This window comes from Cognataquiflexum nitidum, assembly GCF_022538055.1.
Classification (GTDB): domain Bacteria; phylum Bacteroidota; class Bacteroidia; order Cytophagales; family Cyclobacteriaceae; genus Cognataquiflexum; species Cognataquiflexum nitidum.
The window spans coordinates 104,431-126,982 of sequence record NZ_JAKZAM010000008.1; the positions used below are offsets into that span (position 1 = coordinate 104,431).

Genomic DNA, 22,552 nt, shown 5'->3' on the forward strand with positions numbered 1-22,552 from the left:
AGCTGCCCAAGCTACCTGATTTCTTGCTCCACTTTCAGGATATACTCCGCCCCGGCTTTGTAATCTTCCGCAGTCTGCAGGTGCTCCATCATCAAGGGGACCTCTGGAAATTTTTTCATTTCTGTTAGAAATACCCTGTAATCCATCTGCCCAAGTCCAGGCCTAACTTCATTGAATTCGGGCATAAAAGTTGGTTCCTTAAGGATCAGGTCCTTGGCATGACAACTCTTGATATTGGGACCAAGTTTTTTGAAACAGTCTTTGATCAGGTCACCGTTGCGGTAGAACACAGCAGGGCTGACGACCATATTTACCGGGTCAAGGTGGACTGCAAAAGCTTTTCGGTCGATGGCCTTGATCAACCTAAGGTAAGCATCTGCTGACTCAGGGAAGACCCAAGGCATGGCTTCCAAAGTGTAAAAAGTATTTTTTGGCTTGACCTCATCGATAATGTTTCTGGTGGTCTCTACGATCAGGTCAAAGGTATCGTCCGAAAAATTATCGGCGTGGGGCCCCGCCCAGTTCGTCACGTTTTTGGAACCGGCGATGTTGACGCAGCATTTGGCCTCTATTTGATCAGCGAGGTCTAGCGAGGCGACACATTTTTCAAAGGCTTCTTTGGCGGTTTTTTTGTCAGGGCTGATGGGATTGGACCAGGCACCCACTTCCGCGATGAGGATATCTGCCTTGTCGGCTGCTTTTTTGTAGGCTTTGATGTCATCCTTACTGGCATTCAATCCAACAGGGCAATAAGCCGCTCTATAGCCGGCGTTTTTCACAGCTGCCACCCAACTTTCGGGGGAGTCAAATTTTTCGAAGATCGGCCCACCAAGCCGTAGTTTACTTTTGGCTTTGAGATCGGATCCTATAGAGGGAAAAGAAGCCAATAATCCCGATCCCAGCAGGGTCAGGGAAGTAACTTTGGAAAATTTGCGTCTGTCCATAGTATTGGGTTTTAATTCACTTCAAAGCGTGATTTAATCTTACGGAAAATTCCTTTCCAATTTTCCGTAATTTAATTTTAAATCAACTTTCTTTGGATGAATTAATTTTGAATTAAAATCATGAATTGGAGGATTTTTCTCGTTTTTATTGGTTTTTCCCTATTTACAGTCACTTTCAATGCCTTTGCACAAGAAAAAGATACACTTTTTCTCAGAAATGGGCAGATCATGATCGGGAAACTAAACAGTATCAGTCTCGGCATCATTCAATTTGATGACATAGACCTTTCAGTCCAAAACGTAAAGTACCACAAAATCAAAACCATCAAGGCGAGCATGGCCACTTATAGGATCCAGACCATAGATCAATCCGTGTATTATGGTGTCTTGAAACCTTCCAAGAATTATGGTGAGGTGATAGTAGATGATGGGGTGGTATCAAAGCCTTATCCCATCGTCAATATTTTCAACTTGGTTTCTTTGGAGAAAAAATTTATCAAAAAAATCAAGGGAACTGTGGTCCTCGGTTATTCCTATACCAAATCAAGTGATATCGGCAGGACCAATTTTGATTGGAATTTGAATTTTACAGAGCAAAAATACCAAGTAGAATTTGTGGGTTCTTTTATTTTTACCAATAACCAAGGAGTAAAGACCCGAGACCGTGAATCCGTGGGATTTGGCGGTTATTACAATCTGAATTCAGTACTTGTGGCAGGATTGGGGTTGAATTACCAGAGGAATATAGAGTTGGGATTGGCAAGCCGTATCCAACAAGTAGTGGGACTTGGACGCAGGTTTTTATTCAAAAGCAACCTTCAGGGGACTTTGATCTCAGGAGCTGTAATCAATAGGGAAAGAAGCTTGGAAGGAAGTTCATCGGGCAATCTTTACGAAATCCCTGCCCAATTCAAGCTGGATTATTTCCATTATGCAGCCCCAAATCTATCATTTACTGTTTTTCCAAAATTTTTCTTGGGATTGAACCAAAACGGAAGAAAAAGATTTGATGGAGATGCAAGGGTCAACTGGGAAGTGATCAATAACTTGGATTTGGGGCTTCAGTTTTATGCCAGTTATGACAATCAGGCATTGGCAGGAAGCACTACCAATTTTGACTACGGTATCGTTTTTAATGTGGGGTATAAGTTTAAGTAAAAAATTTGCCCGGGTTTTTACTTTTTCTTTGCGACTCTGCGTGAGTCTTTTTTCCTTTTACATCAAAGGAAAAGAAGATATCGCAAAGAGTGCGGAGGAAAAAAAATTACCACGGAGGACGCTGAGGGCACAGAGAGAAAATGAGAAATTATTAATAACCCCAAAGGGGTCAAATCATTAATTACCCCGGGTTGCTCCCGATCGCTATCGTGGACAGGCGATAGAATGGGGTGTGATGTCAAACCAACCCTGCAAGGGGTTGAATTCTTTAAGAAAAAATTTTACTTCAGCATATACCAAAACATGGCCTTCGCAAGATTTGACATCGAAATAGGATTATTGATCCAATTTGAAATTGTAGTTCTCGCTATTCCTGTTTCTTCTACGATTTGTTCGATAGTTATCCCTTTGGCTTTCATTTGATCTTTTATCCATCCGGGGGGGATTTTTATTCCTTTTGCCTCAGTATAAGCAGACTCACCTACATGTATCCGCTTTTCAGGAACATAAAATTCAAATAAGGATTTTGCAATGGTCAAAAGTTCTCTTTGGCTTTCCATTATTATGGAATTGCCTTGACCTTGGGAGACCTTGACTGCAATTATATCGCCGGCAACATCGAGGATTTCAAAATTGATATAGCTTCTTTCTTCAAAAAATTCAGCATGCTTTTCAAGTTTTTCAAGTTTGGCCGGTGTCAAAAACCTTTTGATCAGTTGAATTTTTTTTATAGTGCTCATGTGCATTTATTGTTTATGTGTTTAAATTTCCCTGTTTTTGGCGGAAACTGAAATTCTATATTTTGCTTTGCTCTGCCAAAAAACCGGAATCGTCTTGGTATTCGTTATCCCCGAGTTGCGTTCCTCACTCGGGGTTATTTATATTTGATTCCCTTGGGATCATTCGCCGGTATCAAGGTTTGTGTCATAATCATTTTTCATTCTGAATTATTCATTCTTTTCGGCTAAAGCCTAAATGCCCCTTTTCATTTTTTTATCCACCAGCTAAAGCAGGTGGCAATTGAACCTGATCTCACACCAACATTATATTTCATTGATCATTTCTCATTCAGAATTATTCATTTTTTCTCTCTTTCCGCCAATGTTTGTGTCTCCACAAACATTCTTCATTCTGAATTATTTATTCTTCATTTTCCCTTACTCCGCCATTGATTGTGTCATCACAAACCTGATCCTTTTTAATTCATAAAGTGGAGGTATTGTTGTAAAGTCATGCTCCTAAGATAAAAGGTATAATCCTTTTAGCATAAATTTTTTTTACTGCAAAGGGAACCATAAATTTCCCATATCAATTTTTACACTTATAAATACGTTTAGCAATGATTAAAGAAAATTTTACAGGGTTTACGCCCTTAGTCAATCCCGAAGAGGAGGATTTTTATGCAGGTCCACAGACTAGGTGGCAAGATTTTAAATTTGTCATTAAAGTAATGATGGAATTTATCAGGGGATTTCGGATGCTGCACTTTGTGGGGCCCTGTGTCACTGTTTTTGGGTCGGCAAGATTTGAAGAAGATGACAAATTCTACAAGCTCGCAGTCAGGGTGGGGGAAAGCGTTAGCAAATTGGGATTTACCGTCATGACAGGTGGCGGCCCGGGCATCATGGAAGCAGCAAACCGTGGTGCCAAAAATATCGGTGGCAAATCCATAGGCTGCAACATCATCCTTCCCTTTGAGCAAAAACCGAATCCTTACCTGGACAAATGGATGGATTTCAATTTCTTTTTTGTGAGAAAAGTGCTGCTTTCCAAATATAGCTTTGCGTTTGTGGTCATGCCGGGAGGATTTGGGACTTTGGATGAATTCTTTGAAGCTTTGACCTTGATCCAGACCAAAGTCATGCGTAGGTTTCCGGTTGTGTTGATGTGCAGGGATTTTCACCATGACCTGTATGCGTACATACAGCACCTGGCCGAGTATGGCACGATCAATAAGGAAGATTTGGAATTATTTTTACTTACTGATTCTGTGGAGGAGATGGAGGAACATATTCGCAAATACGCCATCGAAGGTTTTGGACTCAAGAAAAGAACTGTCCTAAAGCCTGCTGCTATTCTAGGAGAGAAAAGGTGATTTGGTCACAGAAAATATTTCCCTGCCTTTTGTTAACCAAATCCTTTCAAAACTTGCCCAAGTGGTTTTTCAGAATTCCGATTGCTCCAAAAATTAGATTTTTATAGCTAATTTTTGCATTCCAAATAAACCTGTTAAATCAATGACCTTCAAAATAAACCCGAAAGCTATTTTTTGGGGACTGTCAGTCCCTTTGGTATTTGTCATGATTCGATGCACTTCCTCTGCTTCTGATTGGGATAAGAAGAATAGGGAACTCATTCAACAGTATGGTTTGACAGAGAGAAATCTAGACCTGCCTGAGACAGGAGTGGCTCCAAATCTTGAAAATGGCAAGCCAATGAAAATGGAGAGTTTCGAATCCGTTGAACTCTATCCCGGTATAATGGCAAAGGTTTTTTGGGGAAGTGGTGCGATGGGAAGTATTGTGGAGATTCAACCCAACGCTACCATTCCTGAGGAAATCCTGCCTGCCGACAGGATCATGTTGGTCATGGAAGGCGAAGTCATGCAACTCATCAATGGCGCTCTAACTGAGATGATTTTTATCAAAAGACAAGCTCCTGATGGGGTAAATGGAGGAACGCCAAGAGCGGATATTGTCTATTTGGAAAAAGGCAGTAAAAATGCCCTGACAGCAGGACCAAATGGTGCCAAATTGCTCGAAGTTTACAGTCCATTCCGTATTGATTATCTTCAAAAAGCCGGTGCAAAAGACCTTCCTGCAGAATTCGCAGACATAGAATCCCCTCAATCTCCCAACCTGAGTCCAAATAAAGTGTATGACCTCTATGACATACAGCTTACTGAATTGGCACCTGGGGCATTTTCAAGATTGATTTCCGGCAAAAACATGTTGCTGAGTTTTGTATCCATGGATCCTGATTCGGTATTTGCACAACATATCCATCCCGAAGAGCAGATGATGATGGTACTTAGGGGGTCTGTGAATCAAATTTTGATGGATGAAAAGAAGCAGATGGGAATCAATGAGATCGTCCGAATCCCGGGAAATATGGTGCATGGATCTGAAATCGGTGAACTAGGCGCTGATGTGATGGATGTTTTTTGGCCTTCCCGAGCTGATTATCTAACCAAAGAAAAAGAAAAAATTGCTGCATTCCATGCCATTATTCCTGAAGATGCAAAGTTGGAATTGCTTATCGATGGAAAGAAAACCCAACCTGAACTGTTTTTTACTGAAGGACCAAAATGGATGAATGGCAAAGTCTATTTCTCCAATATGTTTTTTGACAAGGATTTCAATGCAGATCCTAAAAGGAGTTCGACAGTAGAAATGGATCCTGATGGAACTTACCGCAACATCACAGCAGGAAAGATGCAGACCAATGGACTTTATCCTTACAAAAACGGAAACCTGATCGTCTGCGACATGATGGGACATCAGGTTGTCGAAATGACCACAAAAGGGCAGGTGGTCAGGGTTCTTGCAGACAAATTTGATGGAAAACCAATCGATGGACCCAATGATGTCATCACAGATTCCAAAGGAGGTTTTTACTTTACTGACCCACAATTCACCATGGAACCTGAGAAATTCCAACCCGGTCGTGCAGTTTATTATGTGTCACCTGAAGGTGATATCTCAAGGATTACAGAACCCAATGAATTTGCCATGCCCAATGGGATATTGTTAAGTCCTGATGAAAAAACACTATATATCAACAACTGCTACGACAAAGAATCGTGGTTTCCGGTCCAAAGTGAAAAAGATAATTTCATCTGGGCTTATGATGTCAATGACGACGGTTCGGTCAGTAATGGACGGAAATTCGCAAAGGTATTGCTCAATGGAGATGTATTGGACAGGAAGGGAAGATCTTCAGGTGCAGATGGGATGGCTATCGACAAAGAAGGGAATGTCTATGTCGCCACTTACAATGGGGTGCAGATTTTTAACAACCAAGGCACCTATGTCGGTATGATCAATTTGCCATCTTTTCCGGTCAGTCTTTGCTTTGGAGGGAATGATATGAAGACACTGTTTATAGTAAGCTTCAGTAAAGTCTACAAGATCAAGACTAACAAGGAGGGGTATGTGAATTATCTGTAATTGGTAATCGGATGTTTATTTGTGTTGAATAGATATTAATTGATACTGGATATTTATGGATATTAACCACAGCCGAAACGCTTATTTCTGAATCAATATCTACTAATATCAATTAATATCATTTTAAATATCCATCAATATCATTTTAAATATCCACTAGTAAGCTTCAGTAAAGTCTACAAGATCAAGACTAACAAGGAGGGGTATGTGAATTATCTGTAATTGGTAATCTGATGTTTATTTATGTTGAATAGATATTAATTGATACTGGATATTTATGGATATTAACCACAGCCGAAACGCTTATTTCTGAATCAATATCTACTAATATCAATTAATATCATTTTAAATATCCATCAATATCATTTTAAATATCCACCAATATCATTTCCAATATCTTTTAAATCACCAAGTCCTCTTACTCATCATCTGATCCAATTCTGCTGCAGTCATGGTTCCCAATTCAGGATGCTTTTTGAGCCAAGTCAGGAACGCACCTTTGATTTCAGGAGTCCATTGGCTGTCGATTTCTCCAGTGCTATAAATGCCTTCCCGCACCATCTCGAATCCGAACTGGTCTTTGCGGATAACAAATTCAGCAGTGCTGACCACCTGCTCCGCCATGTGAGCCGGAATAAAAAGGACTCCCTCTATTGTAGCGATTACCAAGTCACCTGGAAGTACAATTGCATTTCCGATTCGGATTGGAGTATTGAGTCCCATCAGAACCATCTCCTCAGTAAATGATGGATGAAAATCCCGAACAAACGCATTGAATCCTTTGATATTCCGGATTTCCTGAAGGTCTCTCGCAGCCCCATCAAATACAACTCCGTTTCCTGATTTGCTCAAAATAGAATTGGCCAAAGTAGCGCCCATGATACCTCCTCCGGAAATTTTGCCGAAGGCGTCTGCTACATACAGGTCACCTTGGGTAAGAATATCGATTGGCCAAGCGTTGGTATTTCCTTTTCGGCCTTGGGAAGCTCCCCGGGCTTTGATGTTTTTTTCTACATCCGGACGACTTGGCATATACATGGCCGTCACTGCCCTTCCGGTCATCATGGTATCGTTGACAGTTTTCCAACCTCCTTCATATTGGTTGAGATAGCCTTCGTTTTTCAGAACAGTCCATGCATCATCGACCATGATGTGTTTTGCCCTCTCCAAAAGCTCATCGGAGATCTTTGGCCGACCATCAGCAAACCGTTCCCCTTTCCATTCTGAAGTTAGGAATATGATTTCTTCTTTAGAGATAGTTTGTGCCGAAACGGGTTTTGTCAACGAGACAATTACCATTAAAAAAAGTAATAAATAGAATTTCATAATTAACTTGGTTTATGTTTTACGTTTTTACCTTAGGTTGAAAGTAAAATGTTAATTCAATTAAATTCTCAACTGTAGCTTGAAATGTCCGGTACATCGGTCTTCCGTCATACAAGTTTCTCATTTCTGATCATCATCGCCCATAACTTCATATCCTTTCCATTTGAAACTTGTGGCAAGACCGGAAGCGGCAGGCCATGCGATTTGGTGCTGATCACTCGCAACCCATTTTCTTCGGCTTGCTTCTGTATCAAACTCGATCATGATCTGATAATTGTGGGAGGTCTGTTCAGCCTGGATTTCCTTAGAAATGGTTTCAGGGAAAATCCTTAGCAATTTGGAACTGAGGTAACCCTGCTGTACCGTCATGGCGGGGACATAGATTGAATAATACATCTGTTCAAAGGCTTTGGCATTTTCTGCAGGCACGACAAATTCCATTTGCAAGGCAATGGATTTTGGTTCCGCCAATGGTTTTTGGATCGCCAATCCCTTTTGCTTGGAAGGAACAATTCCGATCACCAAAAGCTCAAGGTCTTCTGTTCCGGAATTGGACAGGGTGATGCTTTCCCCCAACAATCCATAAAGTGCATCATTAGCTTTGATGTTTCCATTTTCCCCGCCCAAAGCAATTGTTCCGGTTCCTTTGGTTACATAATATACTTCCTCAAAACCTTCCAATTTCCTGCTTATGCCTTTACTCCCGGCAGGAATAACCACATGATCGACATGGTTCCAGTCTGTGCTAAATACCTCAGGTCCCAATATCCTGCGGTACAAGACGTTCTCTCCAGCATAGGCAGGATTGTTCGGTTTCATTTTTTCCTTTTCCAGCCTTCCATTTACAAAAGTCGGCACAGGATCAAGCGTAGCACCAACACGGGTATCTCCCAAATCAAAGGCATCCGTTTTTCCTTTGGTGCGGCTTACAGCAAAGTTCATCCAGGTCAGACTTTTGTCAGAAGAATTATAGATCGCATGCGAATCACCCATTTTGCAGGGAACGATGGCAGGGGCTTTGATTTTTGAGGTTTTACCATTGACAGTAAATTCGGCTTCACCATCCAGGATGACAAACATCTCCTCAATCGAATGGTGGAAATGGTGGCCTATCCCGGATTTGGCTTCGATCTTTCCTGCGTGGAGGTAGAGGAAGTTTGTGGACAGCTCGGTTCTCCCTATCAATTGGGTAAATCCCATTTTCCCGGCACCTGCATGGACCCCGGTCAATTCCCGGTATTTGGCAGGATCATTTGGGATGATCCGGTCCTTGAGTGACTGGGCCGTTACCTGAAAAGTCAGGAAAAAGGAGATTAAATAAACAAGTTTCTTCATGGTATGTCTGGGTTTTGATGGCGTCGTTGAAATGTTAATTATTTAATTAAAGAAACTTAGAATTAACTTCTAAAATAAGAAAGCTAAGTTGCCGATAAAGCGGTAATCCAATCAATTCTTGCTTAATGTATAAAATGTCCGATACATCCGTCTTCCGTCTTCGGTCTTCCGTCCTGTTTGAATTTGTATTTCAGGTTACCGGCTAATCATAGGATGGTCTTTTTATTTTTCATTCGGAAGTGCATACACGATATAACCCTTTGGCAAAGCACCTTCTTTCTTGGAATGGTCATAGCTGTCCTTTGCAAAGTTCGAAGTTGCGTTGATGACCAGGTATTGTTTGCCATTAATAGTGTACATACTTGGCTGGGCATTTGATTCGTGGCTGAGGGTTTCTTCCCAAAGGATATTTCCATTCGCCCCATCGAAGGCATACAATTTCCCTCCTTTTGCGGTAGCGAATACAATACCTGTGGAAGTGACGACCATGCCTTTTCTCAATACACCTCCCGGAGCGCCTTTGGACTGATCGCCCTGCACATAGAGCGAATCTTGACCAACGGGTTTGCTCCATTTGATGGTTCCATTATTCAGGTCATAAGCCAATAAGGATGACCAAGGCGGAGCCGCCAATCCGGGCCATTCGAGTCCATATTCGGTAGTATAGCGAGCCTCAGGGTGCTCAACTCCTTCAGGATAGTCTGACATCGGAGCTCCTTTGGCCGAATCTGGTTTTATAGTAGCGCCTCCCGAAGCCACCACGTTACCTTCCGGGGTTTTGGTTTCTGTATTTCTTCGGAAATTGAAAGTGGCTGGATTTCCACCAAGGTATCGATATAAAGCCTTTAGCGTCTCTTCATCGACATGGACAAAACCCGGCATCTGCCCACGGCCATTGATGACAGTACTTCTGAATTCATCATAGATCACATGTTGGCCTACATTCAATAAGGAAGGTCCGACACCTCCCGACATGTCTTCGCCATGACAGGTTTTGCAGGTGGTGGCATACATGGTTTTTACCCTTTTCAGTTCATCGTCTGATAAGTTTATTTTGGGAGGTTCAACTTTGTTGAGCTTGTATATCGAGGCATGCTCTTGGGTCAGGATGTACATGATTCCGTTTTCAGGATCGGCAGCGGTATTTCCATAATTGGAACCACCCAAAGCTCCAGGCATCATGACGGTTTCGTATTTGTCTGAAGGAGGAATGTATAAGCCGGATTTTGCGGCCGAAAGTTTGTTGTTCCAAACTTGTTTGATGCTGTCAGGAAAATATGGGTTTAGAGTCTCTCTCGTGACCTCATGCTTAGTAAAGCGCGGAAGTGATGGGATAGGTTGGGTTGGCCAAGATTCCTCACCAGGCATTTCACTTTTTGGAAATGGTTTTTCTTCAATAGGAAATACGGGTTCACCTGTTACTCTGTCAAAAACAAAGACAAAACCATGCTTGGTTGCCACTGCGACTGCATCGATCTCTTTTCCATCCTTCTTTACAGTCATCAACTGCGGTGCCGGCGAAAGGTCATAATCCCACAGGTCATGGTGGACGGTCTGGTAATGCCAGATTCTCTCACCGGTTCGTGCATTTATCGCTACTAAGGAATTGGCAAAAAGATTACTTCCGATTCTGTCTGCACCATAGTAATCATAAGTCGGTGAACCAATCGGCAAATAAGCAATGCCTCGCTCTGTGTCTACAGAAATTTCGCTCCATACATTGACGCCACCTACGTATTTGTAAGCATCTTTTGGCCAGGTTTCATACCCGAATTCTCCAGGGTGGGGAATGGTATGGAATGTCCAGACATGTTCTCCGGTGACAACATTGTAAGCACGCACATACCCCGGTGGGGAAAAGTAGCTTTCCCCCGGCGCTGAACCCAAGATCAAAAGGTCTTCAAATAAAACTCCGGGCATCATGGCCTGCATTCTTCGGATGGAAGTTGGGTCCCTGTCAAGTCCTTCCCTCAGATCCACATAGCCCTCATTTCCAAAATTGAGAATAGATAGGCCGGTGACGGCATCGATAGCCTGAAGTGTATTGTTGATGGTAAACAATAACCGCTTGTCAGTTTTATCCTTACTTTCCCAATAGTTGATCCCTCTTCTTGTGATGCCATTCAAGTTCGCATGGATCCATATTTCTTTTCCTGTCACCACATTGACAGCAATCAGGGAGGAATTTTTCCCCATCAGATACATCGTGGTATCAACGATAATAGGGCTGAAGAAATAGGGGGTCTCGTCTCCTGTAGGAAACATCCATGCTACTTCGAGTTCCGATACATTTTCTTTGGTGATTTCTTTGGCATTAAAAAATCTGGATTGGTCCGGTGAACCGCCATAATGCGTCCAGGTGTTATGGTCATCTGGATTTTCCGTCTTGCAACCGGAAAATAATCCGATGGCCAAAGGAATGGCAAAAATCAATAATGATAAGTAGCCTGGTTGTTTTGGGTTGTGTAACATTTGGAAATAAGGTTAATAGGCACTTTGTATTTTGATTTCACAAATTCCTTTTATGGAACGTTTGGATTTTGTGACAATATGCAGGATTAAATATATGTTCAGAATCAATTACAGCAAAGAAGGTCAAAAGGAGTATTGACCGCTTGTAATTCTTTTAGTGTAAAATTGACACTAAATACCTGATTGAGGGGGATTATGGATTAAAATTCAGTTTAGTGAAGGGTGTTTTTTGATTTGGAAAAGGAGGAAATTCATTAGTCTATTTCCTAACAACCATTATATATTAAGTAATGGAATTAGATTATCAACCTTCCCTGTTTTTGGGGGAAACCCAATTCCACACTTTAAGATTTTGCTCCCAAAAACCGGAGATCACGCATTTTGATAACCCCGAGCTGCGGTGCAAAAGAATTGGTCAAAGTATAAAAATCAGGTTAGCACCTTGCACGGGGCTATTCATATTCAGCTCCGCCGCGGCGGACTGTTTGTCGAAAGTAGTTTCTGATTAATTTGTTAATACGTCTTCTTTTAATTTTAATCAGTTTCGGCCATTATTTGGATAGTCAAATTGCATTAATTGAAAAAAAGGCGGAATCTCTAATTCCGTCCTTTTAATTAATTAACCTACAGCGATCACTTACTTCGGCACCGCATCATTCGCCGCAGTGGCATATAATCCGAGAAGGGTTCCTGTAAATCCCCCAGCTACATTGGTGGATAAGATATCACCCGAAATCACACCTCCAAGTTTTTTCATTTCCCCACCATCAAGGCTATAGCTAAATTCATGGTCATCTCCTTTGGCCTTTACTTCCAGTTGGATGGGTCCTTTCAGCTCAATTTTTTGGCTGGAGATGATGCTTGAAGTTCCTTTTTCTGTTCTTTCAAGTACAATATAGAAGTCGTTTCCTTTTTTGGTGACTCCAAAAACATAATGGAATTTCTCACTCTGCAGAAGGGTGATTCCCGCCAAATCTTTTTCTGAGGCAGGTTTATAATTCAGGATTGTGGAAAAGGAAAAATCTTTATGCTGCTGTCTGTAGAATAGGGTAGAGATTGGTTTTACCTCTTTGATATTCACTGCAAAAGGTTTGATCTCTACTCCATTTTTGGTGATGGTCATAAAATTTTCCCTTGGACCTCTCAGGCCGATCCATCGGTAATCCAACTTGTCAGATTTGAAATCTTCGGTATAGGTAAAATTGCCATTGGGAAAAAAGCCATCCTTTCCGGCTTTGTTTTCTGTCACACCCTTTGGCATTTTGATTTTGGGTTCCATCGGGATCATCCCATTTTCAAATACAGGGAATTCTCCCGACCAGTCTACCGGTAAAATGAATGTTTCCCTACCGGAATTCACCCTGTCCTTACTATTTGGACGGATCCCCAAGAAAACGCCATAGTATTTGTCATCAGGTCCCAAAACCAGATCCGCATGTCCTGCCCAATCCACTTTGTTTTTTCGGTCTTTGGCAAAATACCTTTGTGTCAAGATCGGATTGCTTGGAGCGGGAATGTATGGTCCTTTTGGATTGTCACTCACAAAAATCACTTCGCTGTGCCAGCCACCTGTTCCGCCTTCCGCGCACATCAAGTAATATTTTCCGTTTTTCTTATAGATATGTGGCGCTTCGATCCAGATTGGTTTTTGTCTGATATCCACCCCTCCGTCAACAATTATCTTGTCTGTTCCCTCGATGACCTGGTCTGCTGCCATATCGTATTCCCAGATTTTGATCACACGGTGACCGTTGTAGAGTTCCTTTCCTTTGTCCGGGGCATCATTGTGGACGACGTATGCTTTGCCGTCTTCATCAAAAAATAAGGCAGGATCAATTCCTGAAAAATTAAGTTTGTTGGGATCGCTCCAACCTTGTTTAGGGTCTTTGGTTTTTACCACGATATTCCCCATTCCTCCCGAAAACTGCGTAGTGATCATATAAAAAGTATCGTTGTATTGGTTATACAGGATATCAGGGGCATAGATACCCGCACTGATTCCTGAATCTTCCACTTTGAGTTGGGATTTCCTGTCAAGTACGTGACCGATTTGGAACCAATTGACCAGGTCTTTGGAATGAAATATCGGTACTCCGGGAAACATCGCAAAGGATGAATTGACCAAGTAATAATCCTCTCCTTTTCTGGTGATGGAAGGATCCGGATAGCAGCCTTGAAGGATGGGATTGTAAAATTCATCTGCAGCCAATGGATAATCCTTTAAAAAGTATCGTTGTATTGGTTATACAGGATATCAGGGGCATAGATACCCGCACTGATTCCTGAATCTTCCACTTTGAGTTGGGATTTCCTGTCAAGTACGTGACCGATTTGGAACCAATTGACCAGGTCTTTGGAATGAAATATCGGTACTCCGGGAAACATCGCAAAGGATGAATTGACCAAGTAATAATCCTCTCCTTTTCTGGTGATGGAAGGATCCGGATAGCAGCCTTGAAGGATGGGATTGTAAAATTCATCTGCAGCCAATGGATAATCCTTGTAGACTTGGTCATTTCCCTCATAAGTAGCTTTGGAAAATATGGGGCCATTGCTTTTCTGGCTGAATGCTTCCGAGAATGAAAGCAAAATGGCTAGAAGGCTCAGCAAAATAGGTTTTGAACTATTCATGGTTATAGGTTTAGGTTTTTTGGAATTGGTTTGAGAATTTACATTTTAAAGAATTCAATACTTCTGAATTAACCAAAAATATCCAATATCCCTCAATATCGTATTAAGGGATAGTAATTGAATTCAAAATCATTGGTAAGTGGTTTGGATCTTATATCAATTGACTCTTATTGAATTCCAAAAAAAATCTACATAAACTTTACCCCAAAGCCACATCCAAAATCATCATGACGGTAAATCCCAACATAAATCCAAGCACTGCCAAATCAGTGTACTTGTCGCGCTGTGTTTCGGGAATAACCTCTTCGACTACGACATAGATCATCGCGCCTGCAGCGAATGAAAGCGCATAAGGCAATACGTCCTGCATGTGTATGACTGCAACAGCACCCAAGACACCCGCAATAGGTTCAACTACTGCGGATAATTGTCCGTACCAAAAGCTTTTTCTTCGGCTTACTCCTTGTCTTCTCAGCGGGACTGCAACAGCCAGACCTTCAGGAAAGTTTTGGATACCAATACCGATAGCCAAGGCTACTGCAGCAGAGATACTTGCGCCATCCATGCCGTTGGCAGCTGCACCAAAAAGAATTCCTACTGCAAGTCCCTCAGGGATATTGTGCAGCGTGATGGCCAAAAGCAGTAAGGTTGACTTGTGCCATTTGGTAGCTACGCCTTCACTTTCTTCTTTGTTGAAGTTGATGTGGAGGTGGGGCATGAGCTTATCTAACCCAAATATGAAAAAACCGCCTAAAAGGAACCCGATTGCAGCTGGCAACCAAGGCATGGTTGGATATAATTTTTCAGAATTCTTGATACTCGGTGCCAAAAGTGACCAAAAACTTGCTGCAATCATCACCCCTCCCGTGAATCCCAGCATGGTATCAAAAACTGCCCTGTTGATGGTTTTGAAAAAAAACACCAAAGACGCCCCTAGGGCAGTCAAAAACCAGGTAAACAAAGTCGCAAGCAAAGCGGCTTTGACTGGTCCAATCTCAGTTGCATAAATTTCAATTGATTCAAGCATAGGAAATTGTTTCCACAAAATTATCCAAGTTTTTTGAATAGCAAGAAAAAAAGAAAAATGCAGTAAAGAATCAGCTGTCCCCGATAATTAAACCTTCTTACCTTTTTTGTTTTCAGAATGGCACCAATCATTAAGATCCGGACTGAAATTCGGTTGAGCCGGCTGTCGTCTGTGGACTATGGACTAATTGACCTTGATATGGCCTTCTCTCTTATCCCCCTGCTTTGATATAAATCCAACCTGCTTCCTGCTTCATGACAAGTTCGATGATGGCCGCAGGGACAAATCCTGCCAAAGGAAGAAACTGCTCTTTTTTCATTTCCCTTTGCTTCAGGGTGTTTTCGCAGATGACAAAAACCACTCCTTTGTCCACCAATTTTTGCAGATCGCTTTCAAATGGGTTATCCACTTTGCGAAGCAAATCTATACCCATTCCATGCGTGACCACTTCGATTTTTGCATTTGGGGCGGCAGTAAGTACGTTATTGAGCTGTCTGATAAATTTCTTGTGGATTTCCTGTTCACCGTCTGTCAGTTGATAAAGAATTTTATGTTCGGCTGTGGAGACCACCTGCGCAGAGGCAAAGGCTGTAAATAATACCAAAAGGAGTAATGTTAGGGAAGTTCGCATGGTTTTATCTGTTAAGCTACCGTTTTTGTAATTGTGTTTTCGTGATCTGAGTCACCTACAAGTTAATCATACTCAAAAGTTTGCCAAAAGACCCAAAACAAAATTCCTGCCCGGGGCACCTATTCCTGAGCTGTATGTCCTAAACCTGACATCAGTAATGTTTTCCAGTCCAATGCTGATAGACAAATGCTTGTGAGCTTGGTACAATCCTTTCAAGTTCAATGTCGTCCAGGAGGGACTGTACGGGTTTCCATTGGCATCTATGGCGTATAATTCAGGCTTCCCTCTTTCCTCAAGGGGAAGCTGTCCGAATGAAAACCCACGGGAATATTCAGAAAAAATCTGAACAGTCAGTTTTTCTTTTCGGTATTCCAACCGGCTTACGCCAAAAGTCGGCGGGGCATGACGGGTTGGACTTTGGCTGCCATCATCGGTTTCTTCTGTTCCTTTTTGGAGATTTAATCTTGAGGAAAAGGTCAGATTCATAGGTAACTTGATTTCCAAAGCTGCCTGTAATCCAAGGATTCGGACGAAAGCCGCATTTTGCAAAGCCAATACTTTACTCATTTCGCCGTCATACAAGATACTGTCCTGACCATTGATGGTAAAGTTTCTTCTTACCAAGGCATTGTCCAAATGGGTATAATATCCTGTAAGGTCGATCATCATCCAATCCCCAAAAACCTTTCCCACATTGGCTTCCAGGTTATAGGCATATTCCGCGGTGATATCAGGATTTGGCACCATGACAGTACCAGGTTCAGAATCAAAAACTTTTCCAATATCGTCTACATTCGGAGCCCGGAATCCCGTGGAGGCGTTGACATGAATCGTCCAGTCCGGTGCAGGGGTGTAGACCCAGCCTGTACTTGCGGTGAGTGCACCTTCCCTGTTGTTGCTTTGTTCAAAAGGGAAGGGATAAAAATCCAGGTTATTGCGGAAGTCGGCTTTCAGTCCAAAGTAATTATACCTCAGTCCTGCCTGAATGAGTGATTTTGCAGTGAGTTTCTTTTGATAGGAACCATAGGCGGCATAAGATTTCCATGTCGCATAGGGATACCTCGCTGGCCCTACTGAAATTTCCCCGGAACTGATATTTTCATCCTGCCCGGTTGATAGAACATCATTTTGAATCAGTTCCAAGCCGTAAAAAAGCTTGGCGTTTTTTGGAAAGGTCTTCAGAAAATCAAGGTTGGCAGAATAAGCCATGACCTCTTCTGTTCTTGTGCGCCGGATGGGATCGTTGAAATTTCGGTCGATTCTACTTTCTCCGAATTTTTGAAGGGCAAGATTCAAGGTCACCTGATCAAAGGCTCTGGCATCGGAAGTGTGTGAAATCTTCAGGTGGTTCATCGTCCAAGACTGGGGTCCATATTTCCATTCTGCACTGCGGGGTTGGCCATTTGGCCTAAACCGGATCAACCTGTCATACCTCGAAAACGTGGAAGTCTCCGAATAATGGAATCCATATTGAAAATCCCATTTTTGATTGGGAGCGAATCTAATTTTTTGCATCAGGTTGAGTTGGCTGTAACCTGAAGGAACCTGGATTTTGGGATTGGTATTTTCTACCAAAAGGTCTTGGTTATCTTTGGTGACCACATAAGTCGGTCGCAAAAAATCCTCGGGACCATGGCTTCCCATCTTGAGGTCGTCAAAATGATGGTTGCTAAAACTGCTGACGCCGGCCCATTTTTTACCTCCATATTTCAGGTGGACATGTCCTGTTTTCTCTTTATTGGCTGTGCTGGTCCGAAGAGTTACATTTCCAGAAACATCTGTTTTTCCTGTTTTTGAAAGATTGGGCTGCAAGGTTTGGAAGCTCATCACTGCTCCGATTGCATCAGAGCCATAAATAATAGATCCCGGACCAAAAAAAACTTCCGTACTTTCGGTGGCAAATGGATCCAAGGAGATAACATTGTGGAGGTTGCCGCTTCTGAAAATGGCAGTATTCATCCTCACACCGTCTACGGTATACAAAAGGCGGTTGGTCGAAAAACCCCTAATCATCGGACTTCCGCCTCCCTGTTGGCTTTTTTGAACAAAGACCTCACTCGAAATACCCAATAAGTCGGCGGCAGTTTGGGGATTGAGGAGATTTCTTTCTTCGGTAGTGATGGTTGTAATCCTTGCAGGAATTTCCTGCCGGGATTGACTCCATTTGGTAGCGGAGACGACTGCTTGCTGCAAGGTGATTTCGGAATGCTGGAGGTAAACGCGGAATCCTTCCTTTTCAAGTTGGTCGAAGCTTTTGGAAACCGGGATATAACCAAAAATCCGGATTTCAATTTTTTCCTGACCCTTGAAAGAGCTTATATCGGCCTCTCCCTGAGCATTGGTATGTACCATGAGTTTTGCTTTTGGGGATGCGATAGTCACAAAATCCATTGGGATCTCCGAACCTGATTCCCGGACCGAAAGTACCTGACCAAGGGCCATATTGAATTGAAATAAAATCAAAAGCAATAATCCTGTTCTGAGCATTCTTTTTTAAAATTCGCTCGGGAAGTTAGGTAACTTTTGAAAAATAAGAAGTGGATTTTATGTGAATGACGGTTGTTTCTCCATCATTCTAAGTATTCATCATGAGAAAAAATTGAACAGAATTGGGATGACAGTGGAGGCCCGTCATTCTGAACAGGAGCTTGCGGAGGTGAAGAATCTCCCTGAAATGAGATTCTTCACTACATTCGGAGTGACGACCCTAATAGTTACTCCGATGGTATCCAAAACTTGCGGAGATGGAGAAACACCCTAAAATACGCTATCAGGCCCTTCCTCTGAGCATCATGTCCCAATACATTCTTGGGAGTACATATTTTTTGAGCAGCCACATGCTGTATTGCTCTTTGCTGGTATCTACAAAAGTGGAGATGAGCGGGTCACTGTCTCTGACGTTGTCATATTTGAATTCTGCCAATACCATTTTGCTGTAGCCCGTTACCAAAGGGCAAGAGGAATAACCCTCATATTTCATTTCGCCGACCTTCTTGGTTTTCATCAGATGGATCAAATTGCCCACCACCACAGGAGCTTGCTTTCTCACGGCAGCACCGGTTTTGGCAGTCGGCAAGGCGGCTACATCGCCTAAGGAAAAGACATTGGGAAATCTCAGGTGCTGAAGTGTGTTGATGTCCACATCCACCCAACCTTTGCCCGGGCCTTCTTTCATGGAGATGGGGGAGTTCCTCACAAAATCCGGAGCCTGCTGTGGCGGAGCAATGTGAAGCATGTCATAATGAATGGTGATTTCGGTTTCTCCACTTATTTTTTCCATAATTCTGGCATCGAGTTTTTTGGAATATTCATCAAAGTCATCTTTGATATACTTGAATGTTATTTCTTGTTTTGCTCCGTCTATTTTGACAGGAGCATAGAATGTTTTGAGAATAATATCCCTGTCGGCGATGATTTTGGTGAGTGTTTTGGCAAAATCCGGTACTCCAAAGATTACTGTCCCTGGAGTAGCAAAGACCACATTGGTTTTGTCCCGTACACCGGATCTCCTGAAATATTCCTCAGCCATGTACATGATTTTTTGTGGAGCACCTCCGCATTTAATGGGAGTAGTGGGCTGGGTAAATACGGCATTGCCGCCTTTAAAATTCTGTAAAACTTCCCAAGTATGTTTTGGATTGGTGTAATTGCTACATACGACACCTTTGTCCATCACTTCGGATAGCCCAGGGAGAAGTTCGGGAGCCATGATCAGACCCGGCGCCAAAACCAAAAAATCATAGGTAAGGTCTCCGGATTTACCTGTTTTCACCATGTTTTTTTCCGGTATCAACTCTGTAGCTTTGTCTTTGACCCAAGTGACTCCTTTGGGAATATACTTTGCTTCTGACCTTTCTGTATCTTCAAACTTGTATGTTCCAGCTCCTACCAAGGTCCATGCAGGCTGGTAATAATGTTTTTCGGAAGGTTCGAGAATCGCTACCTGAAGGCTTTTATCTTTGTTTCTGAGCTGTGCAGCAACTGTGATTCCTGCGGTTCCTCCCCCAATGATCAATATCTGATAGTGGCTCATGGATATTTTGGTTTTGTGTACAATAAAAGTAGTATCCAAAAAAAATGGAAACAGTGATTAAAATCACATTTATCGAATGTTTGAAAAAAAATTTTGCAACAAAAAATACCATCTTCAATCTCACGCTATCATAAAAGATCAATAGCGCAATTTCATTATGGTCTTTAGTACAGTGTTTTGTTGTCCAGCAAAACCCATTCTTTGAATACCTGATTGGCTTCTTTCTTAGAAAGTTGGGAAAATGGGATTTTCCTTTTTTTCAGAGGTAACTCCAATTCCTCATAAATAAACTGGTCATCGAAGCCTATTGCGGCAGCATCCTTCTTGGTATTGGCAAAAAATACCCTCTCTGGTCTCGCCCAATAAATGGCTCCAAGACACATAGGGCAAGGTTCACAGGAAGTATAGAGGTAACAGCCTTCCAATTGAAAACTTCCCAGGTTTTTGCAGGCATCCCTGATGGCGACTACCTCCGCATGGGCAGTAGGGTCATTGGTGTCGAGGACAGAGTTACATCCTTGACCGACTACCTTCCCGTCTTTTACGATTACACAGCCAAAAGGACCTCCTTTTCCCTGCACCATTCCTGAACGGGACAAGTCAATGGCCATTTTCATGAATTTTTCGTGGATTTCTTTCATGGGGATTTTTTTAAGTATCAAGTATCAAGAAGCGAGAAACGAGAAACGAGAGGCAAGATCTGAGTACAAAGTATTAATTACCAAGTATCAAGTACTAAGTACCAAGTATCAAGACCAGACATAAGAAGATCAAGATTTCGTTTCCGACTTTGTATCAATTAACCAAATAACCCATTAACCATCAACCAAATAACTATTCACCACTACTCCAATCCTCCGACATCTTCACAACCCAAACTTGACAACTCGATAACAATGATAACCTGACAACCTGACAACCCGACAACAATTACAACCACTACAACAATTACAACCAAATAACCATTAACCCAATAACCATCAACCCAATAACAACCCCCTCACCCAATCCACTTACCCAAAAACTCCATAAAGGAATCTTTGTAATTTTCGCTGACGACAATCTGGGCATTTCCAATATGGATGACATTTCGGGATACAGAGTCAATATGGTCAAGGTTGATGATAAACGAACGGTGGACGCGCATGAAGTTGTCTGATGGTAAAAGCTCCTCCATACTTTTCATGCTAGTGAGGGAGAGTAGGGGGTTAGGTTTGTCTTTCAAATGTACTTTTACATAATCTTTGTAGGCCTCGATGTAGGTAATGTCTCTGAGTATGATCTTCACGAGCTGGTATTCTACTTTGAGAAAAATGTAATCGACCTGTTTTTCGGATTCAACCTTGACGACTATGTTTTTTTTCTGGTTCTCAAAAAACTGGTAAGCTTTGGTGGCTGCTTTCAAAAAATCTTCATAACTGAAGGGTTTGAGAAGATAATCCAAAGCATCTACTTTATATCCCTCTACCGCAAATTGGTTGTAGGCGGTAGTAAAAATGATTTTTGGTTTTTTGGAAGTTGTCTTTCCGTCTAGAATCCTGGCCAATTCCATTCCTGAAAGGTCAGGCATCTGGATATCTAAAAAAATCAGGTCTACCTCATTTTGATTGACATAACCCAAAGCTTGGATCGCATTGTCAAATTTGGATTGCAGGCTGAGAAATGAAGTTTGTTCTATGAATTTGGCGACCAAATCCAAAGCCAATGGTTCATCATCTACCGCAATACATTTGATTGTCATGAGAGGTCAATTTTCAAAGTGATCTTGAATTGGTTTTCAGCGTTACTTTGGTCAATGTCCAGTTTGTATTTGCCCGGATAAAGTAGGTCAAGCCTTCTGATGGTATTGGTCATCCCGATTCCGCTTGCACTTCCTTCCGGCGTATTTTCTGTTGATTTGAAAATGGTATTTTCTGTGCGTAAGACAAGGTAGTTTTTCTCTCTTGAAAGTGAAATAAGAATAACGCTTTCTTTTTGTGAGCTGATGCCGTGCTTGAAGCAGTTTTCGATGAATGGCAGAAGAAGCATGGGTGCGATTTCGGCTTCTTCGATTTTTTCAGGAATCTGAAGGTCTAATTTTACTTTGTTTGTCAGTCTCAGTTTCATCAACTCGATAAAGTCTTTGATAAACTCATTTTCCTTGGTCAGAAGGGTTTGGTTTTTTTCGGTTTCATAGAGTACATACCGCATCATCCTGCTCAGTTTCAACAAGGCCGTTTTGGCCTTTTCCACATCGATATTGGTGAGGGCGTAGATATTATTGAGCGTATTGAAAAAGAAGTGTGGGTTGATCTGTGCTTTGAGGTAGGAAAGTTCAGAATTGATCTGCTGCTGTTGGAGTTCAAGTCTGATTTTTTCATCTGACTGCCATTTTTGGACCGCACCGATACTGGTACTGATTCCCACAGACATACTGAAGATCAAAAAGGAAAAGAAATCATAATAATTGAACAAGTTGGATTTAGGTTTGTAAGGCACACCAGGCCTAAATGCTTTGTGCATCAATTCCGGCATATTGGTGTATTGGTCATAAAAAACGAAAATTACCACATAAAATATTCCTCCGAGCAGATTGAGGAAAAGAAACAAGTAAGTTTTGTTTTTGAATAGCACATTGGGAATTAAATAGAAAAAATTAAAATAAAAAGTCAACACAAGTGAAATAAATTGCAATGCTTGCTTAATCCAAAATTCATTTGGACGCTCTACTTCAGAGGTGAGCGGTGAAAGCACAAAGATGACTGATCCAAACAGACTCCAGCCCAAAATATGGATGAGTAGAGGCAGACTTTTTTTGATAGTGATCTCAGGCATGATACAGATATT

At 41.9% G+C, this 22,552-nt stretch carries 18 protein-coding genes; 4 read left to right on the top strand and 14 right to left on the bottom strand.

Going from position 1 to position 22,552, the window contains the following annotated elements:
- Positions 1–11 precede the first annotated feature (11 nt).
- Entirely contained in the window at positions 12–944 is a 933-nt protein-coding gene (locus MMU07_RS07325) for a sugar phosphate isomerase/epimerase family protein (RefSeq protein ID WP_241125201.1), read from the bottom strand.
- 120 nt (positions 945–1,064) lie between these two features.
- On the opposite strand from MMU07_RS07325, the gene MMU07_RS07330 reads away from it, so the two are divergent.
- The gene (locus MMU07_RS07330) at positions 1,065–2,102 is read left to right on the top strand and encodes a DUF481 domain-containing protein (RefSeq protein WP_241125202.1); all 1,038 of its coding nucleotides are present in this window, start codon (positions 1,065–1,067) and stop codon (positions 2,100–2,102) included.
- A 281-nt stretch (positions 2,103–2,383) separates the two neighbouring features.
- Here MMU07_RS07330 and MMU07_RS07335 read toward each other — a convergent pair whose 3' ends face one another.
- Positions 2,384–2,842, bottom strand: a complete 459-nt coding sequence (locus tag MMU07_RS07335; RefSeq protein ID WP_241125203.1) for a helix-turn-helix domain-containing protein — start codon at positions 2,840–2,842, stop codon at positions 2,384–2,386.
- Between the two features lie 599 nt (positions 2,843–3,441).
- Here MMU07_RS07335 and MMU07_RS07340 point away from each other — a divergent pair.
- Positions 3,442–4,197 carry an LOG family protein gene (locus MMU07_RS07340; protein ID WP_241125204.1) on the top strand — a complete coding sequence of 252 codons (756 nt, stop codon included), beginning with the start codon at positions 3,442–3,444 and terminating at the stop codon, positions 4,195–4,197.
- A 142-nt stretch (positions 4,198–4,339) separates the two neighbouring features.
- Positions 4,340–6,271: an SMP-30/gluconolactonase/LRE family protein gene (locus MMU07_RS07345; protein ID WP_241125205.1), complete on the top strand. Its 1,932-nt coding sequence runs from the start codon at positions 4,340–4,342 to the stop codon at positions 6,269–6,271.
- Between the two features lie 405 nt (positions 6,272–6,676).
- Here the strand turns inward: MMU07_RS07345 and MMU07_RS07350 are convergent, their stop codons facing one another.
- The 8 genes from MMU07_RS07350 to MMU07_RS07385 form a co-directional block, all read right to left on the bottom strand.
- Complete coding sequence (locus MMU07_RS07350) at positions 6,677–7,597, bottom strand: RraA family protein (RefSeq protein ID WP_241125206.1); 921 nt, start codon at positions 7,595–7,597, stop codon at positions 6,677–6,679.
- 120 nt (positions 7,598–7,717) lie between these two features.
- A complete protein-coding gene (locus MMU07_RS07355) occupies positions 7,718–8,932 on the bottom strand; it encodes a cupin domain-containing protein (RefSeq protein ID WP_241125207.1) in 1,215 nt (404 codons plus the stop codon).
- Between the two features lie 222 nt (positions 8,933–9,154).
- A complete protein-coding gene (locus tag MMU07_RS07360) occupies positions 9,155–11,404 on the bottom strand; it encodes an outer membrane protein assembly factor BamB family protein (protein ID WP_241125208.1) in 2,250 nt (749 codons plus the stop codon).
- A 637-nt stretch (positions 11,405–12,041) separates the two neighbouring features.
- Positions 12,042–13,613, bottom strand: coding sequence for a glycoside hydrolase family 43 protein (locus MMU07_RS07365; protein WP_241125209.1), 1,572 nt, complete (start codon positions 13,611–13,613; stop codon positions 12,042–12,044).
- An 11-nt stretch (positions 13,614–13,624) separates the two neighbouring features.
- Positions 13,625–14,035 (bottom strand): family 43 glycosylhydrolase, encoded by a 411-nt coding sequence (locus MMU07_RS21820; protein WP_418884508.1) that lies wholly within the window; start codon positions 14,033–14,035, stop codon positions 13,625–13,627.
- A gap of 199 nt (positions 14,036–14,234) precedes the next feature.
- Positions 14,235–15,062 (bottom strand): ZIP family metal transporter, encoded by an 828-nt coding sequence (locus tag MMU07_RS07375; protein ID WP_241125210.1) that lies wholly within the window; start codon positions 15,060–15,062, stop codon positions 14,235–14,237.
- 211 nt (positions 15,063–15,273) lie between these two features.
- Positions 15,274–15,693 carry a DsrE family protein gene (locus tag MMU07_RS07380; protein ID WP_241125211.1) on the bottom strand — a complete coding sequence of 140 codons (420 nt, stop codon included), beginning with the start codon at positions 15,691–15,693 and terminating at the stop codon, positions 15,274–15,276.
- Positions 15,694–15,765: 72 nt separating this feature from the next.
- Positions 15,766–18,180 (bottom strand): TonB-dependent receptor plug domain-containing protein, encoded by a 2,415-nt coding sequence (locus MMU07_RS07385; protein ID WP_241125212.1) that lies wholly within the window; start codon positions 18,178–18,180, stop codon positions 15,766–15,768.
- 112 nt (positions 18,181–18,292) lie between these two features.
- On the opposite strand from MMU07_RS07385, the gene MMU07_RS07390 reads away from it, so the two are divergent.
- Positions 18,293–18,454, top strand: a complete 162-nt coding sequence (locus MMU07_RS07390) for a hypothetical protein (RefSeq protein WP_241125213.1) — start codon at positions 18,293–18,295, stop codon at positions 18,452–18,454.
- Between the two features lie 9 nt (positions 18,455–18,463).
- On the opposite strand, the gene MMU07_RS07395 is transcribed toward MMU07_RS07390, so the two are convergent.
- The 4 genes from MMU07_RS07395 to MMU07_RS07410 all read right to left on the bottom strand — a co-directional run bounded on the left by MMU07_RS07395 (position 18,464) and on the right by MMU07_RS07410 (position 22,540).
- On the bottom strand, positions 18,464–19,726 hold the full coding sequence (locus MMU07_RS07395) for an NAD(P)/FAD-dependent oxidoreductase (protein ID WP_241125214.1): 1,263 nt from the start codon (positions 19,724–19,726) through the stop codon (positions 18,464–18,466).
- Positions 19,727–19,890: 164 nt separating this feature from the next.
- Positions 19,891–20,367, bottom strand: a complete 477-nt coding sequence (locus tag MMU07_RS07400; protein WP_241125215.1) for a nucleoside deaminase — start codon at positions 20,365–20,367, stop codon at positions 19,891–19,893.
- 359 nt (positions 20,368–20,726) lie between these two features.
- Positions 20,727–21,467, bottom strand: a complete 741-nt coding sequence (locus tag MMU07_RS07405) for a LytR/AlgR family response regulator transcription factor (RefSeq protein ID WP_241125216.1) — start codon at positions 21,465–21,467, stop codon at positions 20,727–20,729.
- Positions 21,464–22,540 (bottom strand): sensor histidine kinase, encoded by a 1,077-nt coding sequence (locus MMU07_RS07410; protein ID WP_241125217.1) that lies wholly within the window; start codon positions 22,538–22,540, stop codon positions 21,464–21,466. The genes MMU07_RS07405 and MMU07_RS07410 overlap by 4 nt, the downstream gene beginning before the upstream one ends.
- Positions 22,541–22,552 lie beyond the last annotated feature (12 nt).